The following is a 22,620-nucleotide window of genomic DNA, read 5'->3' on the forward strand; positions in this document are numbered from 1 at the left end:
CACCATCCCCCGGAGGTACGCGCATGGCCGAAAGCCGGAGCAGCGACACGACGGGCAAGGCATGGTTCCACGACATCTACAACGAGCCCGACCCCCGGGCCTACTTCCGGCGGCTCGGCCCGTTGGAATACGAGATCCCCCACCACGCCCAGGACGTCTTCCGCCGCACCCGTGCCGAGCGCGCCGCGATCGGCACGGACGACGGCGAGGGCCCCGTCACCGTGCTCGACGTGTGCTGCTCCTACGGCATCAACGCCGCGCTCCTCAACCACGACGTCTCACTCGCCGAGCTCTACCACCACTACACCGGTCCGGAGGCGGACTCCCTCACCACCACCGAACTCATCGAGCGCGACAAGGAGTTCTACGCCTCCCGGCGCCGCGCGGACGCGTCACCCGCCATCGGCCTCGACGCCGCGGACAACGCCGTCCGCTACGCCTTGGCCGTCGGCCTGCTCGACGAGGCGTACGCGGAGAACCTGGAGAGCGCCTCCCCCAGCCTCCTGTTGCAGCGGGCCCTCGGGCGCACCGGGCTGATCACGGTCACCGGTGGCGTCGGCTATGTCACCCACCGGACCTTCGAGGCACTGCTGGAGTGGACGCGGCGTCCGGTGTGGGTGAGCGCGTTCGTGCTGCGCACCGTCCCGTACGAGCAGGTCGCCGCCAGCCTGGAGGCCCGCGGCCTGACGACGCGTACGGACGCCTCCCGGACGTATCCGCAGCGGCTGTTCACCACGGTGGCGGAGCAAAGTGCCGCCGTCGAGCGGGTGCTCCTCGCGGGCGACGACCCCGCCGGGCTGGAGGCCGACGGCCGCTATCACACCCGGCTGTACGAGTCGCGGCCCTCCCTGGTCTGACGGCTTCGGGCCGGTCAGGGTCTGCCCGCGTCGGTCCCGGCGCCCGGGGCGCTCGCCCGGGTGATGGCGCTCTCCACGGCGGCGACACGGTCGGCGAGCAGGCCGAGGGCGGCGACCGCGCGGGTGAGGGGGTCGTCGTCGGGGCCGCCGAGGGCCTGCGTGCGGACGTAGGCCGACGCGATCGCGGCCCGGCGGGCGGCTTGTTCGGGGGTCAGCGTGCCGCGCAGTTTCGGCGGCCAGGACGGTGCGCCGCGCGGTGAGCAGGTGGCGCAGGACGGCGAGGACACGGTCCAGCTCGGCCGGGGCGTACGGGTGGACGAGGCGGTCCGCCCGTGCGGCCGGGTCGCCTTCGGCGAGGCGGATCAGCAGCTCCAGGTCGGCCCGGTCGCGCCCGGCGAGCGGGGCGAGGACGGGGTTGGAGGTCAGGGCGTTCTCGATGAAGCTGAGCGCGAAGACCTCCTCCTTGCCGGAGAGCACGTCGCCGAGGTTCCACACGTCGGCGCGGTTGGCGACCATGTCGGGGATGCGGAAGCGCCCGCCGGACTCGGTGTAGGGGTTACCGGCCATGGATACGGCGAAGCGCTTGCCCCGCAGGTCGTAGGTGCTTCCGGCCGTTCCAGACGGTCCGCTGACCTTGACGAAGAGGAGTCCGAGCCGGTCGGCGACGTATTCCATGAGGGTCGTCTTGCCGTAGCCCGGCGGTGAGACGAGCAGCAGCAGACCGTTGTTGTCGGTGCGCTTGGCGTCGCCCGCGGCGCCCAGCTGCTTGGCGAGGTTCCCGCCGATCAGCGGGAGGTAGACCTCGTCGAGGAGGCGGTTGCGGACGAAGGCGCTCATCACCTGGGGCGCGAACTCCTCGATGCGCCGCCGGGCGCGCTCGGCGGCGACGAGCTCGTCGCGCCGCCGGCGGTAGGCGCGGAAGCCCGGGGTCCGCTCGTCGCGGAAGCGGCGGGTGCGGGCGAGGAGTTCGTCGAGGCGGACGGCCAGGCGCCGGCCGGTGACGCGCGTGGGCGGCGGCGGCCACCGTAGCGGCCGCCGTCGGGACACACGGCGGTCGCCGCCGGGGCGGCGCAGGCCCACGGCGGCACCGCGTGTGGGGTCTATGCCTTGTGTCTGCGCTCACGGTCGAGGACGCGGTCCGCCGAGAGCGCGCCGGGGCCGGTGAAGACGAGCAGCAGGAAGGCCCAGCAGAACATCGCCGACGCCTCCCCGCCGTTCTGCAACGGCCACAGGGCGGTGCCCTGGTGCACGTCGAAGTATGCGTACGCCATCGAGCCCGAGCAGATCAGCGCCGCCGTGCGCGTGCCGAGGCCCAGCAGGACCAGGGCGCCGCCGACCAGTTGGATGACGGCGGCGTACCAGCCCGGCCAGGTGCCCGCGTCGATCGTGCCGCCGTCCGCACCGACCGCACCGCCGAGGACGCCGAAGAGCGACGCGGCGCCGTGGCAGAGGAAGAGGAGGCCGACCACGATGCGGAAGAGGGACAGGACATAGGGACGGGCGGCGTCGAGCCGCTCACCGAGCCGGGCGGCCGGAGCCGACGCGGGTGCGCCCGCCGGGGAGGACGCGGTGGCGGTGCGGGACGTGGGCAGTGACGGGGGCATGATCGGGCTCCTCGGTCGAGTGATGTCCGGTAGCCCCGAAGCCGTCCGTCGTGTCCCGGCCGCGAGGCGAGAGCGAGCGTCTGTTGCCAGAGTGCCCATTCTCCTCGCACACGCGTCGTACGGCAGGTGAATTGAGCCGTACTTCCCCGGCATTACCACGCGTCCGGCCGCACCCCTCCCGTGTCAGTGCTCGCGCGCGTACTCCCGCCGGTGGTAGCGGCGGCGTTCGAGGAAGATCTCGGTGAAGACCGAGACCTTGGCCCGCAGGGCCCAGGGGTCGAAGGGCTTGGCGATGTAGTCCACGGCCCCGGCGGCGTAGCCGCGCGAGGAGTGTTCGGCGTCTATGCCCATGGCGGTGACGAAGATGATGGGGATGTCGCGGTTGCGGGCGCGGCGTTTGATCTGTGCGGCCGTCTCGTAGCCGTCCATCTCCGGCATCTGTACGTCCAGCAGGATGACGGCGAAGTCGTCGTGGTCGAGCAGGGCCTTGAGCGCCTCCTGCCCGCAGGACGCGGCCACCAGTTCCTGGTCGAGGGTGGACAGGGCGGCCGTCATGGCGAGCAGGTTGTTGTGCTGGTCGTCGACGATGAGGATCTTCGGGCGGGGGCCCGGATAGGACCCCGAGGGGGTGACCGGTGCGGTCTCGGCGTGGGGCGGGTGGCGGTCCTCCCGCGCCGGGGGCGGTTGCTGGGCCTCCACCATGGCCAACTGCCTCTCCAGCAGCAGGCAGCGCTCCTCCGCCAGCAGCCCGCGCCGGCGTACGTCCTCCAGCTCCTCGGTGAGCCGCTGTACGTCCTGGCGGAGCTTGTCGCGCTCCTGGACCAGCTCCTCGCGGTCGGGGACGTTCATCTCCAGCTCGTCCGCGCGGGTGCGCTCCGCCGCCCACGCCGCTTCCAGCTGGCTCAGTCGCACCTCGAGATCCGCGATCCGGTGCTGCCGGTCGAGCAGGGCGTCGCCCAGTACGTCCTCCTGCACGGTGGACCGCCTCGACTCCCGGTCGGCGTCCGCCAGCTGGTGTTCCAGCAGCTCCATGGCGTGCGCGGGTGATCCGCTGGTGCGGACGGCCGCCCGGTGCAGCTCCCGGACCCGCTCGATCGCGGCCGGGGTGACCGCGGTGCCGCGTGCCTCCGCGAGGTCGGCGAAGAGGTCGAGGACGAATTCCCAGGGCGGGATCCGCGTACCGCTCAGATAGCGGGAGATGGTGCCCGCGTCCCGGAACCGGCGCGCGGCGTACCGGCGGACCGACACCCCGAGTCCGGTGAACAGTTCGCGCAGTGTCTGTGCGAACGTCCGGCACTCGTCGGTCAGCCCGTCGGCCAGCGGCCGCAATTCACCCATGCCCAGCTCCGTCCCCGCGCCACGGCCGCCCGTGTTCTTCCCGCGCGGCCGTCACCGCCGACGCCACCGTCACCGCCGGCCGGTGGTGACCACCCTCCCACGCGACCCCTCCGGAGCGGTTCCGTGTCCGTTCAGGCATCGGAATCAGCCACCAAGCGGTCGAAGAACGACACCGCCGCGCCGAATACGGCACCGCCGAACAGGACGCATCGCGCGGCATCGACCCCGGCCAGCCCCGACAGCACCCCCGCCCCCAGCCCGGTCAGCACCCCGAGCAGCAGCACCAGCGCCGATCTCGGCGTCAACAGCGAACCCTTCACCACGGACCTCCCGTTCCTCGGCCGGGCACCGGCCCGGCTCGGCCCGGGCACGACGACCGGCCGGGACGAGCACAGCGTCGGGCACCGGGCGGGTGTTGCGCGCGGCAACACCGGGAGCGGCAACAGAAAAGGGGGTAGTTCAACAGAATGACCTACTGGTACATTGAAATGAACGACGACGTGCAGGCAAGGAGAGACGTGACACCCGACATCAAGACGTGGCTCGACACCGTCGCCATCGACCCCGAGGTGCGGGAGCTGCGGCCGGACTACCGCGCGCTGGTCATCGTCGCCGAAGGGCTCCGGCCCGGGCCGAGCGACGATTTCAGCGAGGAGCTGCTCGCCGCCGCCGAGGCGACCGCCCGTGCGTACACCGGGGACGGGGCCGCCGGGCCGCACCCGCACGTGGCCGCCTGGCGTGAGGCGTTCCGCGACTTCGGCGCGAAGCCGCAGCGCACCCGCCCCAGCGTGGACGGGCTGCTGCGCCGCGTGCCGGCCGGGCTGCCCCGGGTGGACCGCCTCACGGACATCTACAACGCGATCTCCGTCGCCCACGCCGTGCCGCTGGGCGGTGAGGACCTCGACCACTACCGGGGGTCCGCGTTCCTCACCCGGGCCGACGGCACGGAGCGGTTCGAGACCACCGCGGCGGGCGAGCCCGTCGTGGAGCATCCCGAACCCGGCGAGGTCGTGTGGCGCGACGACGCGGGCGTCACCTGCCGCCGCTGGAACTGGCGCCAGTGCACCCGCACCCGCCTCTCCCATGACACCACCCGCGCCGTCTTCATCCTCGACGCGCTCGCCCCCCTGACGGACGAGGCCCTGGCCGCCGCCGGTGAGGCCCTGGTCTCGGCGCTCGTCGCCGGTGACCCGGGCGTGAGGACCGGCTCCCGCCTGGTGTGAGCCCCTGCCCGGTGTGAGCCGGGGCCACGGCCGGGCAGGCCTTAGGGCCTGAGCCCGGCTTCGGCGGCCCCGAATTCACGGACCGCGTTCTCCACGATCGCCTCGAGCCGCTCGTGGTGCGCACCCCGCCAGTAGACGCGGTCACAGGCGGTGCACTGCGCGAAGACGTCGTAGGTGCGCTGCGTGCCGTGCTCCAGCAGCTCGCTGACGGCTTCCTTGTCGGCGTCCCGCAGCTCGCCGTTGCACGCGGTGCACCGGGTCCACGGCGCCAGTCGCGGCGCGAAGCGGCCGAGCACGTCCCGCAGCTGCTCCTCGGGGCGGTCGCTGTAGACGTACGCCCCGGCCCAGATCTCCCGGCGCCGGAGCAGGCCCCGGTCCCGGGAGAGCAGCACCCTTCGTTCGGCGGCGGACAGCGCGGCCAGCGCCGGGTCGCCGATGTCCTCGGCCTCGTACGCCGCGTCGACCCCCAGCAGCCGCAGCCGCCGGGCCAGGGTTCCGAGGTGCACGTCGAGCAGGAACCGCAGCGGCGCTCCCGGCACGGGCTGCGGGCGCGGGACGGCGTGCACCTCGACGGACTCGCCCGCGCCCGGCACGTGCGCCACCGGCACCTCGCGGCCGTCGACGAGCAGCCGGCCGACCTCGGTGAGCGGGATGCCGAGCGATTCGACGACGTGCCCGAGAGTCGACACCCCGTCGGTGACGACCCTCGCCCGTTCGCCGCGCCGCTCGGCGGCGACGAAGAGCTTCAGTTCCGGGGCGACGCTGATGTGGATCTCGGGTCCGTTCACCTCTTCAGGATGCCATTCACACTGCGCGCGCCGGTGGCCGGGCATCGCCGTCGGGGATCAACGGACCTGGCCCGTGAGGTCGACGCCGAGCAATTCCTCGATCCGGGCCACCGTTTCGGCGGGCTCGGTGGCGCGGACGACGGCCATCCCGAGCTCTTGCGCGGGGGTGAGGTTGCGGGCGGAGTCGTCGACGAACACACAGGCCTCGGCGGGGAGTTCCATCAGGCCGAGCATGATGGTGTAGAGCCCGGGGTCGGGCTTGCGCATCCGGTAGCGGCCGGAGAGCAGCACCGCGTCGTAGGACGTGTCGAGTTCGTACCCGGCGTACGGGTCGTACGGCTCGGAGCCGAGGCTGTTGGACAGGACACCGACCCGCACCCCGACCCGCCGTGCGGCCCGCGCGGCGCCGGTCAGCGTCGGCTCCGGACGCAGGTCGGCGAGGGCCCGGCCGAGCAGATTGGCCGGGTCGACTCCGAGGAGGGCCGCCGTGTGTTCGTTCCACTCCTCCTGGGTGATCGACCCGCGCTCCAGGTCCGCGAAGAGTTCACGTCCCACCGGATCCACCGAGACGGCGTTCGAGAAGGCGTCCGGGGCCAGCCCCTCGCGCAGGCAGAAGGCGCGGGTGCAGGCGGCGACGGAGGTCGTCAGCACCCCGCCGAAGTCGAGGATCAGGCCCTTGCTCGTCGGGGTGGCCCCGTGACCGGACTGCGGAGTGGACATGTGCGGCTCCTCACCCTGGAACAACCATCGTTCACGCTGTGTGCCCGATCGTGGTGGGCCGTCGCCACCGGCGTCAACGACGCATGGGAGCCGCGTGGCCCCACAGCCGTGGAGTGACGGGCGGTGACGCGCGTGGTGTGGATCGGGGACGGACGTCGCGTGTCCGGCCCAGACCGTACGGATAGAGATGTAGGCGACATCGGCGGATACAGGAGGGGGACGTCCGCGTCATGGCCTGGATCAAGACCGGCACGATCCTGAACGACGCCCACACGACACGCCAACAAATCCTCAGCGCTCTCGGCGCCGGGTTCACCGATCTGCGCACCTCCCTCGGCAAGCTGGCGGGGCTGCCGAAGACCATCGCCGCCGACGGGGCTTGGCTGCGTGAGGACCACAGGCAGCTGCACAGGAAGCTCGACCAAGCCCTCGGGGAGATCGAGCAACTCCGCGCCTGCTGTGCGGCCCTGAGTGACCTCGTCGACGCCCGCACCACGCCTCCAGCAGAACCGGCCGAGCGGCAGACCGATCCTCCCGTGGCGCCGCCGAGGGGTGCACAGCCTTTGCCCCCTCCCGTGATCACCCTCGACGAGACGGACGCCGAAGCCCCGGACCCCGTGCGGCTTCGGAAGCTGCTCCGGCGTGCTGCCGGAATCTCCTCCGCCAAGCTCGTCTGCCACCGCGACACCTGGGCCTTCCTCCTCGAACAGACCGCACGCGACCCGCACTTCCGCGCGCCCGGCCCGGTCGACGACGAACACGAGGGGCGGGTGGAGGTCACCCTGTCGGGGCGGAGCCTCATCGCCGTGCTCCTCTCCCTCTTCGGTACCTCCCGGGAAGAGGACACCGCGAAGCTCGGCGACCTGGCCATGGCCACCGAGCTGTACCAGCGGATCGCCGACGCGCTGGAGAACACCGACTCCGCCGACCGCTACGGCCCCCAGGTGGTCATCGTCCTCGACGACCGGGCGGGCCCCGCCCCGGACGAGGGGGACGAGGGACGCGCCGTCTGAACTCCGTGTCGTCGCAGTCACGTTCCCCTACCGCCGGGCACCGCGCACAATGGCCCCATGCCGTACGACGAGAAGAACCCGCTGCGCCAGCTCTCTCTCGACGAACTGCGCCTGCGGACGAGCGCCAAATGGCGCACGTACCCGCCGGACGTGCTGCCGCTGTGGGTGGCCGAGATGGACGTGCCGGTCGCCGAGCCCGTCGTGAGGGCGCTGACGGACGCGATCGCGCTGGGCGATACGGGATACCCGGTGGGCACGGGGTACGCGGAGGCGCTGGACGCGTTCGCGCGGCAGCGGTGGGACTGGGACGGGGTGGTGGCGGAGCGGACGGCGATCGTGCCGGACGTGATGCTGGGCGTCGTCGAGATGCTGAAGCTGGTGACCGGGCCCGGGGACGCGGTGGTGGTGAGTCCTCCGGTCTATCCCCCGTTCTTCCCGTTCGTGGAGCACATGGACCGGCGGGTGCTCGAGGCGCCGCTGGGCGACGGGCACCGGATCGACCCTGCCGCCCTGGAGGCCGCGTTCCGGCAGGCGGTGGCGGGTGGGCGGCGCGCGGCGTATCTGCTGTGCAGTCCGCACAATCCGACCGGCACCGTACACACCGCGGAGGAGCTGGCAGCCCTGGCGGAGCTGGCGAACCACTACGGCGTGCGGGTCGTCGCCGACGAGATCCACGCGCCCCTGGTGATGCCGGGCACCCGATTCGTGCCGTATCTGTCGGTGCCCGGGGCGCGCGGGGCGTTCTCCTTGATGTCGGCGTCGAAGGCGTGGCATCTGGCGGGGCTCAAGGCGGCGCTGGCCGTCGCGGGCCCGGCCGCCACGGACGACCTGGCCCGGCTGCCCTACGAGGTGAGCCACGGCCCCGGCCACCTCGGCATCATCGCCCACACCGCGGCCCTTCGGTACGGCGGCGAGTGGCTCGACACGGTACTGACCGGCCTGGACGAGAACAGGCGGCTGCTCTCCGACCTGCTGGCGCGTCATCTGCCGGACGTGCGGTACGAGCGCCCGGAGGGCACCTATCTGGCGTGGCTGGACTGCCGGGCGCTCGGCCTGGGCGACGACCCGGCCGCCTTCTTCCTGGAACGGGGGCGGGTCGCGCTGATCAGCGGCATCGGCTTCGGCACGGGAGGGGCCGGGCACGTACGGCTGAACCTCGCCACGTCACCGGAGGTGATCACGGAGGCGGTGCGGCGGATGGCGGCCGCGCTCGAGCGGGGCTGAGGCGGGCCGCTGGGCCGTCAGCCGTCGATCGCGGCGGACACGACGGGCCTGAGAGGCTCGAACTCCGGTGGGAGCGTGCCGAGCAGCCAGCGCTCGACGGTTCTTCCGGGGTCGGCCAGCGTCGCGTCGCCACCGGTGATCCGGCCGTTGAACACCTGCCTGACCGCTTCGGAGTCCGTGACCGTGAACCCCCGGTACCCGAGGCCCGGGGCCGGCGGCGGGTTCGCGTCCTCCCGGGCGAGTCCGGCGAGGAGCGCCCGGAACTCGGCCGCCGCGCCGGGGTCCAGCGGCCAGCGCGGATCGGGGCGGCCGCTGAAGATGCCCAGTTCCACGATCACCGGTGCTCGCCGCTCCGATCGGTCGGCGGCCACCGGCTCAGTTGATGACCACGGACTTGCCCGCGTAGAAGTACCCGCAGAAGTCGGTGTAGCCACCTCGGTCGCAGGTCTCGGGGTTGGTGATGAGGGCGCCTCTGTTGTCGTAGTTCCGTGCGGCCGTGGAACCCGGTTTGTGGCCCCAGAAGTCGCCGCGCTGTTCGCGGTACCAGTGGTAGTCCACGCCGGGCCAGATCACGAGGGCCATGAGGCGGCGCGGGTACTCGCTGTCGGGCAGGCAGTCGAAGCGGCGGACCAGACCGTCGGCGAGCGCGGCCCGGGAGACGTCCGCGCAGGCCATGACGTCGGTCTGGGCGCCGTGGGCGCGGCCGGGCTGGGCGAAGGTGTCCGTGCGGTAGTTGCGCGCGTAGTTGTAGCAGTTGTTGTAGGGCTGCACTTCCGGGCGGTTCCAGAAGTCGGGGTTGAACTCGCTCACCTCGTAGAAGCAGCCGGCGTCGATCGGCTCGTCCTCGCTGATGGTGGTGCGCAGGGAGTTCGACGGGAAGAGCGGCGGCCGGAACCACTCCGGCGGGTCCTGGAAGAACCGGTCCATCTGCTCCAGGACGAGGTCGCGCGTCGCGTCGTCGAGGGGGGTCTCCGCGTGCCCGGGCAGCTTGAACGCGCGGTACCGGGGCATGTCCGCGACGATCCGTCGGGCCAGCTCGGCCGAGCGCCCGGGATCGGGGGCACCGATGGTGCCGAGGGTGAACGTGCGCGGCAGGGGTTCCGGCCAGGACTCGTCGTCGCTCATCGAGGAGATGACGACTTCGCGGTAGCCGAGACCGCCGTAGCCCGCTCCGGACAGGCCGACCGCTTCTTCCGCCACGGCCGCGATCTCCTCCAGCAGGGCGCCCGCCGCGTCCTCGTCGGTGACGACCCACGCGGGATTGGGACGGCCGGAGAAGATATCGACATCCACCCGCAACATCATCCGTCTCCTTCACCGTCGGCGTCCCGCTCCGTCCCGACGCTATGGCGGCGCGGCGGATGCGGCCCGTGCTCGGGGGCCGAACGGGCGAGGGGCCCGGTCCGGGGTCCTCCGGACCGGGCCCCTCGCCCGGGTGCGTTCGCTTGGCCTAGCCGCGCGGGGTGAGCTCCGCCATCGGGCCCCAGCCGGTGCCCGGGACCTCGACGTTGATGATGTCCGGCGTCTTGGCGATCACGTCGGGCATCCAGGCCATGGCGGTCTTGAAGTGCTCGGAGTTCACGTGCTCCTCGCCAGCTTGGGCGTCCTTGAACGCCTCGACCAGGACGAACTGGTGGGGGTCGTCCACGCTCTTGGACCACTCGTAGAAGACGTTGCCCGGCTCCCGCCGGGTGGCCTGGGTGAAGTCGTCGACGAGCGTCAGCCACTCGTCGCTGCGCTCGGGGCGGACGGTGAATTTGACGACGATGAAGATCATGGAATGCTCCCGCTGCTTCCGGACGGTGGCTCGGTGGCCGGGCCGGGTGGCCCACGCGTGTGACGCGGGGGCGCCCCGCCGGCGCCGGCGGGGACGTGCCCGGCACGACCCCCACCATCGTGCCGGGCGCGGCACCGGCCCGCGCAGCGGAAGGCCGGGGATTCCGGCCCTGCCGGAAAACGGGCCCCCGGCCCCCGGCCCCCGGCCCGCGGCTCACGCGGGGACGAGCTGCCGTGCCTCGGTGGTGGTGGTCGTGGTCATCGCCCAGTCGCTGATGTGCCGGTGGTCGTCGTGGCGCTCCTGGCGGTAGCGGCCCGCGGAGACGCCGTAGGCGCGCTTGAAGGCCGTGGCGAAGGCGAACTGCGAGGTGTAGCCGACCCGTTGGGCCACCGCTGCCAGGGGTGCGTCGGTCTCGCGCAGGAGGCTGGCCGCGAGCGTCAGCCGCCACCAGGTGAGGTAGGTCAGCGGCGGCCTGCCGACGAGGGAGGTGAACCGGCGGGCGAACGCCGCCCGGGACAGGCCCGCCCGGGCGGCGAGGTCCGCCACCGTCCACGGCTGCGCCGGGTCGTCGTGGACCGTGCGGAGCGCGGCGCCGATGGCCGGGTCCGCCAGGGCCCGGCACCAGCCGGTGCCCGGCAGGGCGGACCGTTCGTCGAACCAGGCGCGCATCAGGTAGATCAGCAGCAGGTCCAGCAGCGCGGGCAGGGTGGCGTCCGTGCCCTGCCCCGGTGACCGGAGTTCGTCGCCGAGCAGGGTGACGGTCGCGCGCAGCGACGGGTGTCGTCCGTGGTGGGCGGGCAGGTGGATGACCTCGGGAAAGTCGGCGAGCAGCGGGTGCGCCCGGGTCTGGTCCAGCCGGTAGGCGCCGCAGAGCAGTACGAGGGGGGCGTGGGACGGGTCGGTCCGCGTGCCGTCGCAGGGCACGTCCACCGCGTCGGCCGTGTCCGCCGGGTCGCAGCCGGTCAGGGCGTGGGGCGTGCCGTGCGGCAGGAACACCACGTCGCCCGCGGCGAGCGGGATCGGCTCGCCGCCACCGTGGGGCAGCATCAGACAGCTCCCCCGCAGCACCACGTGGAATCCGGCGCCCGCGAAGGGCTCGATGTCCGTCCGCCATCGTCCGTGCCGGCCGGAGAGCGCCGAATAGGGCCGTCCGGTGCGCAGGGCGGCGACGGCGTCGCTGAGTACGTCCATGAGGCGAGTATGCGGAAGACCGCGTCGCGCTCCGCTCACCCGGCCCCTGTCGAGACGATGGCGTATAGATCGAGCACGATCACTTATTGGCCGTCTCGTCTTTGCTCTCTAACGTCGAGGGCATGCAGACAATCACTTTGGGCGCGGTGGACATCACCCGCATCGTCGAATGGCACGCACCGGTCGCTCCCACCCCCGCCATCTTTCCCGGCAGCACCCCGCAGATGTGGCGGGAGAACGCGTCGCTGCTGACTCCGGACTTCTGGAAGCCCGAGACCGACGACCTCATAGCCAACGTGCAGACGTGGGTGCTGCGCAGTGAGGGCCGTACGATCCTCGTCGACACGGGCATCGGCAACGACAAGCCCCGGCCGCACATGCCCGCCTGGTCACACCTGCGGACCGACTTCCTCGGGCAGCTGGCCGCCGTCGGGGTCCGTCCCGAGGACGTGGACGTCGTCGTGAACACACATGTGCACTCGGACCACGTGGGCTGGAACACCCGGCTGGTGGACGGCGAGTGGGTGCCCACCTTCCCGAACGCCACCTATGTGATCGCCAAGGCCGACTTCGACTACTGGAATCCGGTCAACAACCACCCCAAGCGGGGTTCTCTCGGCGGTGTCGGTGTGGCGGCGGCCGGCGGGGACATGTTCGAGGACAGCGTCGCGCCGGTGCACCGGGCGGGTCAGACGCTGTTGTGGGAGGACGAGTACCGCATCGACGCCCATCTGAGTCTGCGGCTCGCCCCGGGGCACACCCCGGGTTCGTCGGTACTGCAATTGGCGTCGGGCACGGAGCGCGCCCTCTTCATCGGCGACCTCGTCCACAGCCCGCTCCAGTTCGTGGAACCCGACTGCGACACCTGCCTGAGCGAGGACCAGGAGGAGGCCACCCGGTCGCGCCGCCGGATCCTGGAACAGGCGGCCGACACCGGCTCCTTGGTGTTCCCGGCGCATCTGCCGGGCCACGGTGCGGCCGAAATCCGCCGCGAGGGAAGCAAGTTCGCCCTGGAGCGCTGGGCGGCGTTCGACCGGACCCGCTGACGCCGGTGCCACGGCCCGGACGGGCGCCGCCGGTCCGGCGGGCCCGGCCCCGGACCACCGTCCGGGGCCGGGTCGGCAGACTCCGACGCTCACCCTCGGCACGGCCGGCGGCACCGCGTCGAGACGGAGCTCCACCACGACTCCCTCGTCAGAGCCCGGGCCGAACTGGAGAAGCAGGCGGCCGGCCCACGGGCTGGGCTCCTCCCCGACAGGAGCCCCGTGCCGGGCGCGACCCCGCTCACCCCGCCCCGGCGGGCCGGTGCGGGGCCAGGTCGTCGGCGTCGGGCAGGCCGAGGCCGTGGAAGATGTCGTACGCCTTCCGGAAGCAGACCGTCGCCTCGGCGTGGTGCCCCTGTGCCTCGTGGGCGTGGCCGAGCTGGGCGAGCGCGCGGCCGAGGAAATAGCCGTCGCCGTGCCGCTCGGCGATGTCGCGGGCCGTCTCGGCGTGCTCGGCGGCCTCCGCCGGGCGGCCCGCGAAGTTGTACGCCTGGGCGAGCGCCCCGAGCAGCAGGGACTCGCGGTACAGGGAGCCCGTCTCCCGCCACAGCCGCAGGCTCTCGTGGAGGCAGTCCAAGGACTCCTCGGTGCGGCCGGTCCACAGGCACACCTGCGAGAGGTTGTGCAGCGCGTTCGCCTCCCCGGCCCGGTCGCCCGTCGCGCGGGTGATGGCGACCGCCTCGCGGCCGGTCGCCACCGCCGATTCCGACTCCCCCGTCGCCAGCCGCGCGATGGCGAGGAATCCCAGGGCGTAGGCCTCGCTGCCGCGGCTGTGCACGGCCCGGCTCAGCGCGAGCGCCTCGGTGAGCATGTCGCGCGCGGTGGTGAAGTCCCGGCGGGCGAGCGCGCAGCCGCCGAGCGCGATCAGTACGGGCCCCAGCAGCGCCCGGTCCCCCGCGGCCCGGCACAGTTCGACCACCCGGTCGAACTCCGGTACGGCCGCGTCGAGTTCGAAGCGCTGGCTCATCGCGCCGCCCAGCATGTACCGGGCGCGGGCTTCCGCCCTGGTGTCACCCGCCCGTTCGGCTGCTTCGCACACGGCGCGGGCGGCACGCTCCAGCCCGTACGGCCGGACGCCCATCCGGCCGAGCGGGTCCACGGCCACCAGCAGATCGGCGCACACGGCCAGCGGCACCCGCGTGTCGCGTGCGCCCTGTTCGATCACGCCGAGAAGGGACACCTGCGTGTCCACCAGCCAGCCCGTGGCCTCCTGCTGGGTGGCGAAGGTGAGCCCGGCGGAGCAGGGCGGCGCCGGGTCGCCGGGGAACCCGGGAAACACGTCGTCCGGCATCGTCGTCCGGTGGGCGTTGCGGGCGGTGGCGAGCAGGAAGTGGAGCAGCCGGGTGAGCGCCGCGGTCCGCTCGCCGTCCGGCATCTCGTCGGCGGCGGCCTGGCGGGCGAACAGCCGCAGCAGGTCGTGGTAGCGGTAGCGGCCGGGTGAGAGGGACTCCAGCAGGCTCAGGTCGACCAGTGATTCGCACAGGTCCTCGGCGGCCCGCCGCGGCCGGTCCAGGACCGCCGCCACTTCGGGCAGCGTCAGCTCGGGTGCGTCCGGCAGGGCCAGCAGCCGGAAGGCGCGGCTCTGTTCGTCGTCGAGCAGGCCCGTGCCCAGCCGGAACGTGGTCTCCACCGCCGCGTCCTCGGCCCGTAGCACGCGGAGTCTGCGCCGCTCGTCGGCCAGCAGCGCGGCGGCCTGCGCGAGCGTGCGGTCCGGGCCGGCCACCAGCCGGGCCGCCACGATGCGCAGCGCGAGCGGCAGTCCGCCGCAGGACTCGACGACCTCCGCCGCGGCCCTCGGCTCGGCGTTCACCCGCTCCTCCCCCACGATGCGGGCGAGGAGCGCCAGCGCCTCCCGGGGCACCATCGGACGGACGTCCACGAGGGTGGCGCCGGTGAGCCCGGCGAGCCGCGAACGGCTGGTCAGCAGCACGGCGGTGCCCGGCGAGCCGGGCAGCAGGTCGCGTATCTGGGCCAGGTCGCGGGCGTTGTCCAGCACGACGAGCACCCTGCGGTCGGCGAGCCGGGAGCGGTAGAGGGCGGCCCGCTCGTCGGGCAGCGCAGGGATGTGGCCGGGCTGGACGCCCAGGGCGCGCAGGAACCGGTCGAGTACGTGCATGGGTTCGGCGGGCCGGGGGTCGGTGCCGCGCAGGTCCGCGTAGAGCTGGCCGTCGGGGAACCTGTCCCGCGTCCGGTGGGCGACGTGGACGGCGAGGGTCGTCTTGCCGACGCCGCCCATGCCGCTGATGGCGCTCAGTGCCACGATCCCGCTACTGTCGAGGGCCGCGCACAGCTGGGCGACGCTGTCCTCGCGTCCGGTGAAGTCCTCGGTGTCATAGGGCAGTTGCGCCGGGAGCGGGGAGGGTGCCACGAGCCGCAGCAGGCCGGCGGGGTCGGCGGGGCCCGGTTCGGCGGCGAGGACGCGCCGCTGCAGACGGGCCAGGCCGGGGCCCGGCTCCACCCCGAGCTGGTCGGCCAGGGCGCGGCGGGCGCGGGCGTAGACCTCGAGCGCGTCGGCTTGGCGGCCGGCCCGGTACAGCACGGTCATCAGCAGTTCCTGTATCCGCTCCCGCCAGGGGTGTTCGGCCGCGAGCACGCCGAGCGCGGCGATCGCCGCGGTGTGGCCGCCGAGTTCGGTCTCGACCTCCCAGCGCTCTTCCAGCACGGTCAGCCGTCGCTCGGTGAGGCGGGTGCGCTCGGCGTTCGCGTACGGGCCGGGGACCCCGGCCAGAGGTGCTCCGGCCCACAGGGCGAGCGCCGAGTCGAGCAGTTCGCGCGCCTCTTCCAGGCGCCCGGCGGCGCGAGCCCGCCCGGCGTCCGCGGCGTGCTGTTCGAAGACGGCGAGGTCGAGGGCCCCGGGCCCCGGGCGGAGGGCGTAGCCGCCTTCGGCCGAGACCAGGACGCGGGCCGGGGTGCGGGGGCCGCGTCCGGGTTCGAGGAGGCGCCGCAGCCCGGAGATGTGGGTGCGCAGCGCGCCCAGCGCGCGGGGTGGCGCGTCGTCCCCCCAGACGGCGCCGATGAGTTCCCGTGCGGACGCGGGTCTGCCCGCGCGCAGCACGAGCACGGCGAGCACGGCCTGGGTGCGGGGTGCGTTCAAGGGCAGTGCGTTCTCGCCGTGCCAGGCCCGGAGCGGGCCGAGCACGGCGAAGCGGAGTGCGGGCGGGCCGTTCGGGGCGGGGTCCAGGACGGGGGGCGCGGTCATGGTGTTCTCCGTGGTTCGGGGAAGCCGGGGTTCTGGTGGGGGGAGCGGGGGAGCCTCGGCCGTGGGAGCTGCGATCAGGGCCTGCCCGGTGGATCTTCGCGGGGTCCCGGCGCCCGGCATCGGGGCCGCCTCCCGGCGGTGGCCGGGGGAGCTCGCCGCGTTGTCGAAGGTCGCCCGCGTGCGCCTGGTACGAGGGCGGTCCTCCGCCCTGTGATCGCATGCTCCCCCAGCTACCGCTGGGAGGTACCCCCAATGCCGGTCGCCGGTCCACGGAGGTCCGCCGGTCAGGCCCTAGTCGACGGGCCGCACGGTCGCCTCCTCGCGCGCGCTCCCACGGCCCAGGAGTACCCGCAGGTCGTCGGCCTCCGGGACGCCCAGGCGCAGGAAGATCTCGTATGCGGCGAGCCGGCTCGCCCGCGCCCGGTCGGGGTGGTGCAACAGGTCGAGCGCATGGCCGAGGACGGCGAGCGCCTTGGCGTGACCCCATGCGTCCCGGATCCCCTCCAACGCGGCGACGGCCTGCTCCGCGTGGCGGGCGGCCCGCTCCGGGGCCCCGCCGGCCAGGTCGTTCTCGGCGATCCGGAAGAAGGTGAGCCCTTCCCACAGCCGGTTGCGGTGTGCTCCGAAGAGGGTCAGCGCCTCGGTGAGCCTGGCCGCCGATTCCTCGGTCCGGCCGGTGCCGGCCAGGACGATGCCCAGTTGGTACAGCGCGTGGCCCACCAGGTGGGTGCTGCCGAGGGCGCGGTGCAGGGCCAGGCCCTCCTCGGTCGCCACGAGGGCCGGCTCCTCGTGGCCGAGGGCGAGATACACCCGGCCGAGCGCGCCGAAGACGTTCGCCTCGCCGAACCGGTCACCGTTCGCGCGGAAGACGGCCAGGGCCTCGGACAGCCGCTCGCGGGCCGCCTCGTGACGGCGCATGTGGTGGTCGCACCGGGCCAGCTGCACCAGGCAGTCGGCGGTGATCAGCGGGTCGTCGGCGGCGCGGCTGAGCGCCAGCGCCTCCCGGCAGACGGGGACGAGCTCGGCGAGCCGGTCGGCGTGGTAGTACACGGAGCCGAGGACGAGGTACGCGCGGCCGGCGCTGCGCCGGTCGGCCACCCGCAGCGCGCAGGCGATCACCGCCCGGGCGGCCTGCTCGAACTCCCGCCCGTGTGCCCCGTACTCGAACAGGCCGTCCATCATGAGCAGCAGGTCGGCGGCGGGGGCGACGGCGGGGCACGGGGCCTCGACCGCCTGGCCCACCGCCGCGAACAGGCACGATGCCTCGGCGAAGAGCCAGTCGCGGGCGGCGTCGGCGCTGTCGAAGGTGCGGTCGGCCGCCGGGGAGGCGACCTCGCGGCGACCCGCCCCGGGGCTGGTGAGCAGATGGGAGGCGCGCGCCGTGGCGACGTAGAACTCCACGAGGCGGCGCAGCGCGTCGGCTCGCTCCCGCGGGGGCTCCTCGGCTTCCGCGCGTTCGCGGGCGAAGAGCCTCAGCAGGTCGTGGAAGCGGTAGCGGCCGGGCGCCGGGGACTCCAGCAGGCTGGCGTCCACGAGCGCCTCGCACAGTGGCTCGGCCTCCCGCTCCGCGAGGCCGAGGACCGCCGCGGCGGCGGCCGCCGAGATGTCCGTACCGTCCGGGAGGGACAGGAGCCGGAAGGTCCGCCGGGCCCGCTCGTCGAGCTGGTGGTAGCCGAGCGCGAAGGCGGCCTCGACCGCCAGGTCCGCGACGCGCAGCTCGGCCAGCCGGTGTTTCCGGTCGGCGAGCCGGTCGTTCAGGGTGGCGAGGGTCCACGTGGGGCGGGTGGCGAGCCGGGCGGCCACGATCCGTACGGCCAGCGGCAGGAGGCCGCAGGCGGAGACCAGTTGGGCGGCCGGTTCCGGCTCCGCCTCGGTGCGGTCCGTGCCCACGACCCGCCCCATGAGGGTGATCGCCTCCCCCTGTGTCATGACGTCGAGGTCCATCAGGCGCGCGGACGGCAGGTCGCCCAGCTTGGCGCGGCTCGTGATCAGTACGGCGCACGAGGGAGTGCCGGGCAGGAAGGGTCGGACCTGGTCGGCGTCCCGGGCGTTGTCCAGCAGGATCAGCACCCGGCGGTCGGCCAGCTGGGTGCGGAAGCACGCGGCCCGCTCGGCCAGTCCGTCGGGGACGGCGGCGTCGTCCACGCCGAGCGCCCGGAGGAAGGAGCCGAGGACGGCGGCCGGGTCCGCCGGGCGTTCCCCGGTGCCCTGGAGGTCGGCGTAGAACTGCCCGTGCGGGAAGTCCTCGCGGACCCGGTGGGCGGCGTGCACGGCCAGGGCGCTCTTGCCCACCCCGCCGATGCCGGAGACGGCCACGGTGACGACCGCCTGCGGACGCTCGGGGAGGAGGGCACGGCACAGCTCGGCGACGGTCTCCCCGCGGCCGGTGAAATCGGCCAGGTCGCCGGGGAGTTGTGCGGGGACGGCCCGCTCCCCGGGGGCGGCCGGGCCGGTGTCGGGGGTCGGCTCGCCCGGTGCCGCGGCCAGGATGCGCCGCTGGATCTCGACGAGCTCGCGGCCGGGTTCGAGGCCGAGCTCCTCGGACAGGGCCCTGCGCGTGTCCTCGTACACGGCGAGCGCCTCGGCGCGGCGGCCGCCGCGGTGCAGGGCGAGGAGGCGCAGCGCGCACAGCCGCTCGCGCAGCGGGTGCCGGGCGGTCAGCTCGGCCAGCTCCCGCAGGGCGGGCTCGGGGGTGCCCAGCTCCAGGTCGAGTTCGAGACGGGTCTCGAGCGCCATCAGTCTCCGGTCGGCCAGCCGGTCGCGGCGGGAGCGCACCTGGGCACCGGTCAGGCCGAGCAACGGCTCGTCGGTCCACAGCGCGAGCGCCGACCTCAGCAGGTCACGGGCCTCCGTGAGCCGTCCGCAGGCCCGCGCGCGGGCGGCGGCGGCCACCCGGTCCTCGAACCGGGCCACGTCCAGCGCCTCCCGGGGCACCCGCAGGGCGTAGCCGTCGGACACCGACACCAGGAGCCGCGGGGCCACGCCCGGCCCCCGCCCCGGCTCGAGCAGCTTGCGCAGCCGGGAGACGTACGTGCGCAGCGCCCCGACGGCGCGGGGCGGCGGCTTCTCGCCCCAGATCGCGTCCACGATCTCGGCGGCCGAGGCGGCGTGCCCCTCGCGCAGCAGTAACTCCGCGAGAAGCGTCCGCTGTTGCGGGGAGCCCAGCTCCAAGGCCTCGCCGTCGCGCCAGGCCCGCAGTCGGCCGAGTACGGCGAACGTCAGCCCGCCACCGTCGTTGACCATGCCTGCCCCCCAAGACCGCCGGACGCGGGCCGTTCCCGACCGAGCACCCGATTCCCCGTTCTGTGCTCCTCACGCGATTCCCCCGGCACGCGCTTAGGGCCGAATCGTAACTCCGTGCTGTTCGACTGGCGCTTTACGACCCGTGAACGCGCAGGTCACGAGGGGTTCATAGGGGCGTATTCAGCCAATGTTCGACATCCGGACAGGGGGCGAAATCCGTGAGGCCCGCCCCCCGACGGCCCTTCCCCGGTGCCTTTCGCGAACCCCTCGCGACCCCTTTCACGACCCTTCACGCCCCTCGTGGTCCCTCCGGCAGCGCTCGGCCGCCGCGGTGACGCCGCCGTGACGGGCAGGTGACGAGGCGCTCACTAATCTCGGCCGGGCCCAGTGGCCGAGCAGCAGGCACGGGACCAGGGGCACACGGAGGGTTGCCCATGGCCAAGGCGGAAATCGTCGTCCAGCTTCGTACGCAGTCGCCCGCCGAGCTCACGGGGCCCGTCGGGGCCGCGCGGCCGGCGGACGTGCACGGCTGGCTGGCGCGGCGGTTCGGCGTCACCGCCGAGCCGCTGCACCCGGGCGGCGACCCGGACTCGGCACGGTGGCTCAGGGTCGGCGTCCCCGCCGGCGCGGACGCCGAGGCCGTCGCGGCGGCCCTGCGCGCCCGCCCGGACGTCGAGGCCGCCTATGTGAAACCACCGGCAGACCTTCCGTAACGGGCGAAGGAGAGTGCTGTGGCACAGCGAACAGGTGCGGGAAACGGCGGGGGCGGCACGGCTCCTCCGCCCCGATCGCCCTTCGGGCGCGCCGAGCTGGTGTGCGTGACGCGCGCCGGTGCGGGGGTACGGATCACTCCGACCGGCGCGAGCGCCGACTCGGACGTCTCGGTGAGCGGTCTGCACGCCGTGGCCGCCGACGCGGACGTCGTCATCAGTCCGCTGTTCGGCGCGGACCAGGACAGGCTGCTCGCCCGAGCGGAGCGGGCGACGGACGCACCGCCCCTCGACGACGACGCGCGCGAGATCATCGACAGGATGGCGCGTTTCTACCAGGTGACGGCTCCGGCCGACCGGCTGGAGGAACTCGCCGAGCGACTGCGTTCCTCGGACGCCGTCGAAGCCGCCTACGTCAAACCCGGCGCGCAGCTCGCGGCCCGGGAGAGCACGGCCAAGGCATCGAAGAAATCGGGTACCGACAGCGAAACGGGCCCGCCCCTCAACGACATGGTCCCGGCCTTGGCGGACGCCCCGCCCGTCACCCCGGACTTCACCGCCCGCCAGGGCTATCTCGACGCCGCGCCGGGCGGGATCGACGCCCGCTACGCCTGGACGCGACCGGGCGGCCGGGGCGCGGGGGTCCGGGTCATCGACTGCGAGTGGGGCTGGCGCTTCACCCACGAGGACCTGCTGAACAACCAGGGCGGCATCGTCTCCGGCACCGGCAGCACCGACACCGCCTTCGTCAACCACGGCACGGCCGTCCTCGGCGAGATCGGCGGGGATGTCAACACCCTCGGCGTCACCGGCATTTCGCCCGACGCGGTGACCAGCGCCTCGGCGTTCTCCATCGCGACGGCCACCGCGATCCGCAACGCGGCCGACCGGCTCGGCCCGGGCGACATCATCCTGCTGGAGATCCACCGGCCCGGTCCGAACGCGACCGGCTCCGGCCAACAGGGCTTCATCGCCGTCGAGTGGTGGCCGGACGACTTCCTGGCCATCCGCTACGCCGTCAACAAGGGCATCGTCGTGGTCGAGGCCGCGGGCAACGGCGCGGAGAACCTGGACGCCGCCGTCTACGACACCCCGCAGCCCGGCTTCCCCGCCTGGTGGCGCAACCCCTTCCGGCGCACCGCGCTGGACGCCGGTGCCGTGATCGTCGGCGCCGGGGCGCCGCCACCGGGCACGCACGGCGCCAACCACGGCCCGGACCGGTCACGGCTGGACTTCTCCAACCACGGTGCGTGCGTGGACGCCCAGGGCTGGGGGCGGGAGGTGACCACCACCGGGTACGGCGATCTGCAGGGCGGCACCAACCAGGACCTCTGGTACACCGACCACTTCAGCGGCACCTCCAGTGCCTCGCCGATCGTCGTCGGCGCGCTGGCCTCCACCCAGGGGGTCCTGCGGGCCCACGGCCGGATCCCGCTGTCACCGGCGCGCGCCCGGGAGCTGTTGCGGGCCACCGGCTCGCCGCAGCAGGACGCGCCCGGCCGTCCGGCCACCCAACGCATCGGCAACCGTCCCGATCTGCGGCAGCTCATACCCGCCACGTTGCAGACGGCCACCTGGGTCGGCGTCCAGTTCCGGGGCACGCTGGCGGCCAACCAGACCGGCCGCTGGTTCACCTACAACTGGCCCGCCCACTGGCACGTGGTGTGGACGGTCCAGCCGACCAGCGTCCGCCCGGGCGCCCCACAGGTCCGCTGGCGGGTCCGGGTCGAGCGGGCCAGTGACGCGTACGCGACGTACTGGATCGAGGTGACCAACCTCGTGGGCGCCCCGGTCGACTTCGAGGGCCGGTTCGCGGTCCTCGGATGGTGACGGCCGGACGGTGAACGTCGAACCGGGAACGCCGGACCGGGAGAGTCGGGATCGCGTGAGTCGGGATCGGGAGAGGGAGCAACGATGCGAGTAGGAACGCAGTTCACCGGAACGCTGGGCCCCGGGCAGACCGGACGCTGGTTCACCCACAGCTGGCCCCAGGAATGGCATGTCGTCTGGTACTTCATACCGACGTCGCCCCAGTCCGGGGCCCCGCAGATCGAGTGGGAGACCGCGGTGGAGCGGGCGTCCGCCACGGCGGTGACCTACTGGCTGACGGTGAAGAACATCAGCGGCGCGCAGATCAACTTCGAAGGCCGCTACGCGGTCCTCAACTAGTCCTCAGCCCCGTCTCACCTAGGGAGCCGTCCATGAAGCTGCACATCACGGTCGCGGACGACGGCGGGCCCCCGGGCACCGCGGCGGTCACCACGCCGGCCACCGGCCCGGAGGCCGCCGACGCCGGGGCCGCCCCGGGCGCGACGGCCGGGGAGCCGACCGCGGGCGCCGCGGGCCGGGGCACCGACGCCGGCGCGGCCCCCGGCTGGCTGGCCGACCTCGTCCGGCTCGCCGACGCCGGCCGGATACCCCGCCCGGACGCCCCCGCAGACCCCGGCCAGGACGCGGGCGGCCAGGACGCGGGCGCCGCACCTGTCTCCGGCTGACCCGGAGGCAGGGAGGGAAGAGGGAGAAGGGGTGCGGGGCGGTGGCGGAGCAGGCGGCTGCCCCGCACTCCTCGCGCCCCCGACCGTGCCGCCGGTCCCGGCACCGGTACCGGCGGCCGCCCCGGGCACGGATCCCGCCCGCCCGGCTCGCCGTCACCCGTCGGCCGACCAGCCGCCAGCCGTATGTTTCCCGGT

The 22,620-nt window shown here is 73.6% G+C and carries 20 protein-coding genes and 1 pseudogene; 9 read left to right on the top strand and 12 right to left on the bottom strand.

The window, feature by feature from the left end:
• Positions 1–23: 23 nt before the first annotated feature.
• Positions 24–857, top strand: coding sequence for a hypothetical protein (locus tag FHS38_RS15945; protein ID WP_184734222.1), 834 nt, complete (start codon positions 24–26; stop codon positions 855–857).
• A gap of 14 nt (positions 858–871) precedes the next feature.
• Here the strand turns inward: FHS38_RS15945 and FHS38_RS15950 are convergent.
• The 4 genes and pseudogenes from FHS38_RS15950 to FHS38_RS15965 form a co-directional block, all read right to left on the bottom strand.
• Positions 872–1,862 (bottom strand): annotated as a pseudogene (locus tag FHS38_RS15950) (AAA family ATPase); the annotation flags it as partial.
• 95 nt (positions 1,863–1,957) lie between these two features.
• On the bottom strand, positions 1,958–2,461 hold the full coding sequence (locus FHS38_RS15955; RefSeq protein ID WP_184734223.1) for a DoxX family protein: 504 nt from the start codon (positions 2,459–2,461) through the stop codon (positions 1,958–1,960).
• A 183-nt stretch (positions 2,462–2,644) separates the two neighbouring features.
• Positions 2,645–3,799, bottom strand: coding sequence for a response regulator (locus FHS38_RS15960; RefSeq protein WP_184734224.1), 1,155 nt, complete (start codon positions 3,797–3,799; stop codon positions 2,645–2,647).
• A 131-nt stretch (positions 3,800–3,930) separates the two neighbouring features.
• On the bottom strand, positions 3,931–4,122 hold the full coding sequence (locus FHS38_RS15965; protein ID WP_221495108.1) for a hypothetical protein: 192 nt from the start codon (positions 4,120–4,122) through the stop codon (positions 3,931–3,933).
• Positions 4,123–4,317: 195 nt separating this feature from the next.
• Between FHS38_RS15965 and FHS38_RS15970 the strand changes: the two genes are divergently transcribed.
• Positions 4,318–5,022, top strand: coding sequence for a B3/B4 domain-containing protein (locus FHS38_RS15970; RefSeq protein ID WP_229821967.1), 705 nt, complete (start codon positions 4,318–4,320; stop codon positions 5,020–5,022).
• A gap of 41 nt (positions 5,023–5,063) precedes the next feature.
• On the opposite strand, the gene FHS38_RS15975 is transcribed toward FHS38_RS15970, so the two are convergent.
• Positions 5,064–5,810 (bottom strand): Mut7-C RNAse domain-containing protein, encoded by a 747-nt coding sequence (locus tag FHS38_RS15975; protein WP_184734226.1) that lies wholly within the window; start codon positions 5,808–5,810, stop codon positions 5,064–5,066.
• 57 nt (positions 5,811–5,867) lie between these two features.
• Entirely contained in the window at positions 5,868–6,530 is a 663-nt protein-coding gene (locus FHS38_RS15980) for an HAD-IA family hydrolase (RefSeq protein ID WP_184734227.1), read from the bottom strand.
• Positions 6,531–6,760: 230 nt separating this feature from the next.
• On the opposite strand from FHS38_RS15980, the gene FHS38_RS15985 reads away from it, so the two are divergent.
• Positions 6,761–7,543, top strand: coding sequence for a hypothetical protein (locus tag FHS38_RS15985; RefSeq protein ID WP_184734228.1), 783 nt, complete (start codon positions 6,761–6,763; stop codon positions 7,541–7,543).
• 57 nt (positions 7,544–7,600) lie between these two features.
• A complete protein-coding gene (locus FHS38_RS15990) occupies positions 7,601–8,767 on the top strand; it encodes a MalY/PatB family protein (RefSeq protein ID WP_184734229.1) in 1,167 nt (388 codons plus the stop codon).
• 17 nt (positions 8,768–8,784) lie between these two features.
• Here the strand turns inward: FHS38_RS15990 and FHS38_RS15995 are convergent, their stop codons facing one another.
• The 4 genes from FHS38_RS15995 to FHS38_RS16010 form a co-directional block, all read right to left on the bottom strand.
• Entirely contained in the window at positions 8,785–9,138 is a 354-nt protein-coding gene (locus tag FHS38_RS15995; RefSeq protein ID WP_184734230.1) for a hypothetical protein, read from the bottom strand.
• Between the two features lie 4 nt (positions 9,139–9,142).
• Complete coding sequence (locus FHS38_RS16000; RefSeq protein WP_184734231.1) at positions 9,143–10,060, bottom strand: hypothetical protein; 918 nt, start codon at positions 10,058–10,060, stop codon at positions 9,143–9,145.
• A gap of 157 nt (positions 10,061–10,217) precedes the next feature.
• Entirely contained in the window at positions 10,218–10,544 is a 327-nt protein-coding gene (locus FHS38_RS16005) for a putative quinol monooxygenase (RefSeq protein WP_184734232.1), read from the bottom strand.
• Positions 10,545–10,757: 213 nt separating this feature from the next.
• Positions 10,758–11,735 carry an AraC family transcriptional regulator gene (locus FHS38_RS16010; RefSeq protein ID WP_184734233.1) on the bottom strand — a complete coding sequence of 326 codons (978 nt, stop codon included), beginning with the start codon at positions 11,733–11,735 and terminating at the stop codon, positions 10,758–10,760.
• A 122-nt stretch (positions 11,736–11,857) separates the two neighbouring features.
• Here FHS38_RS16010 and FHS38_RS16015 point away from each other — a divergent pair, with 122 nt between their 5' ends.
• A complete protein-coding gene (locus FHS38_RS16015) occupies positions 11,858–12,781 on the top strand; it encodes an MBL fold metallo-hydrolase (RefSeq protein WP_184734234.1) in 924 nt (307 codons plus the stop codon).
• Between the two features lie 238 nt (positions 12,782–13,019).
• Here the strand turns inward: FHS38_RS16015 and FHS38_RS16020 are convergent, their stop codons facing one another.
• Both FHS38_RS16020 and FHS38_RS16025 read right to left on the bottom strand, forming a co-directional pair.
• On the bottom strand, positions 13,020–15,977 hold the full coding sequence (locus tag FHS38_RS16020) for an AfsR/SARP family transcriptional regulator (RefSeq protein ID WP_184734235.1): 2,958 nt from the start codon (positions 15,975–15,977) through the stop codon (positions 13,020–13,022).
• Positions 15,978–16,268: 291 nt separating this feature from the next.
• Positions 16,269–19,220, bottom strand: a complete 2,952-nt coding sequence (locus tag FHS38_RS16025) for an AfsR/SARP family transcriptional regulator (protein ID WP_184734236.1) — start codon at positions 19,218–19,220, stop codon at positions 16,269–16,271.
• A 434-nt stretch (positions 19,221–19,654) separates the two neighbouring features.
• On the opposite strand from FHS38_RS16025, the gene FHS38_RS16030 reads away from it, so the two are divergent.
• From FHS38_RS16030 to FHS38_RS16045, 4 genes are all read left to right on the top strand, one after another.
• Positions 19,655–19,933, top strand: a complete 279-nt coding sequence (locus FHS38_RS16030) for a hypothetical protein (protein WP_184734237.1) — start codon at positions 19,655–19,657, stop codon at positions 19,931–19,933.
• A gap of 18 nt (positions 19,934–19,951) precedes the next feature.
• Positions 19,952–21,760, top strand: coding sequence for a S8 family peptidase (locus tag FHS38_RS16035; protein WP_229821968.1), 1,809 nt, complete (start codon positions 19,952–19,954; stop codon positions 21,758–21,760).
• An 84-nt stretch (positions 21,761–21,844) separates the two neighbouring features.
• Positions 21,845–22,099, top strand: coding sequence for a hypothetical protein (locus tag FHS38_RS16040; protein WP_184734238.1), 255 nt, complete (start codon positions 21,845–21,847; stop codon positions 22,097–22,099).
• A 32-nt stretch (positions 22,100–22,131) separates the two neighbouring features.
• A complete protein-coding gene (locus FHS38_RS16045) occupies positions 22,132–22,425 on the top strand; it encodes a hypothetical protein (protein WP_184734239.1) in 294 nt (97 codons plus the stop codon).
• Positions 22,426–22,620 lie beyond the last annotated feature (195 nt).

The sequence above is a fragment of the Streptomyces netropsis genome (genome assembly GCF_014203545.1).
Lineage (GTDB): Bacteria > Actinomycetota > Actinomycetes > Streptomycetales > Streptomycetaceae > Streptomyces > Streptomyces netropsis.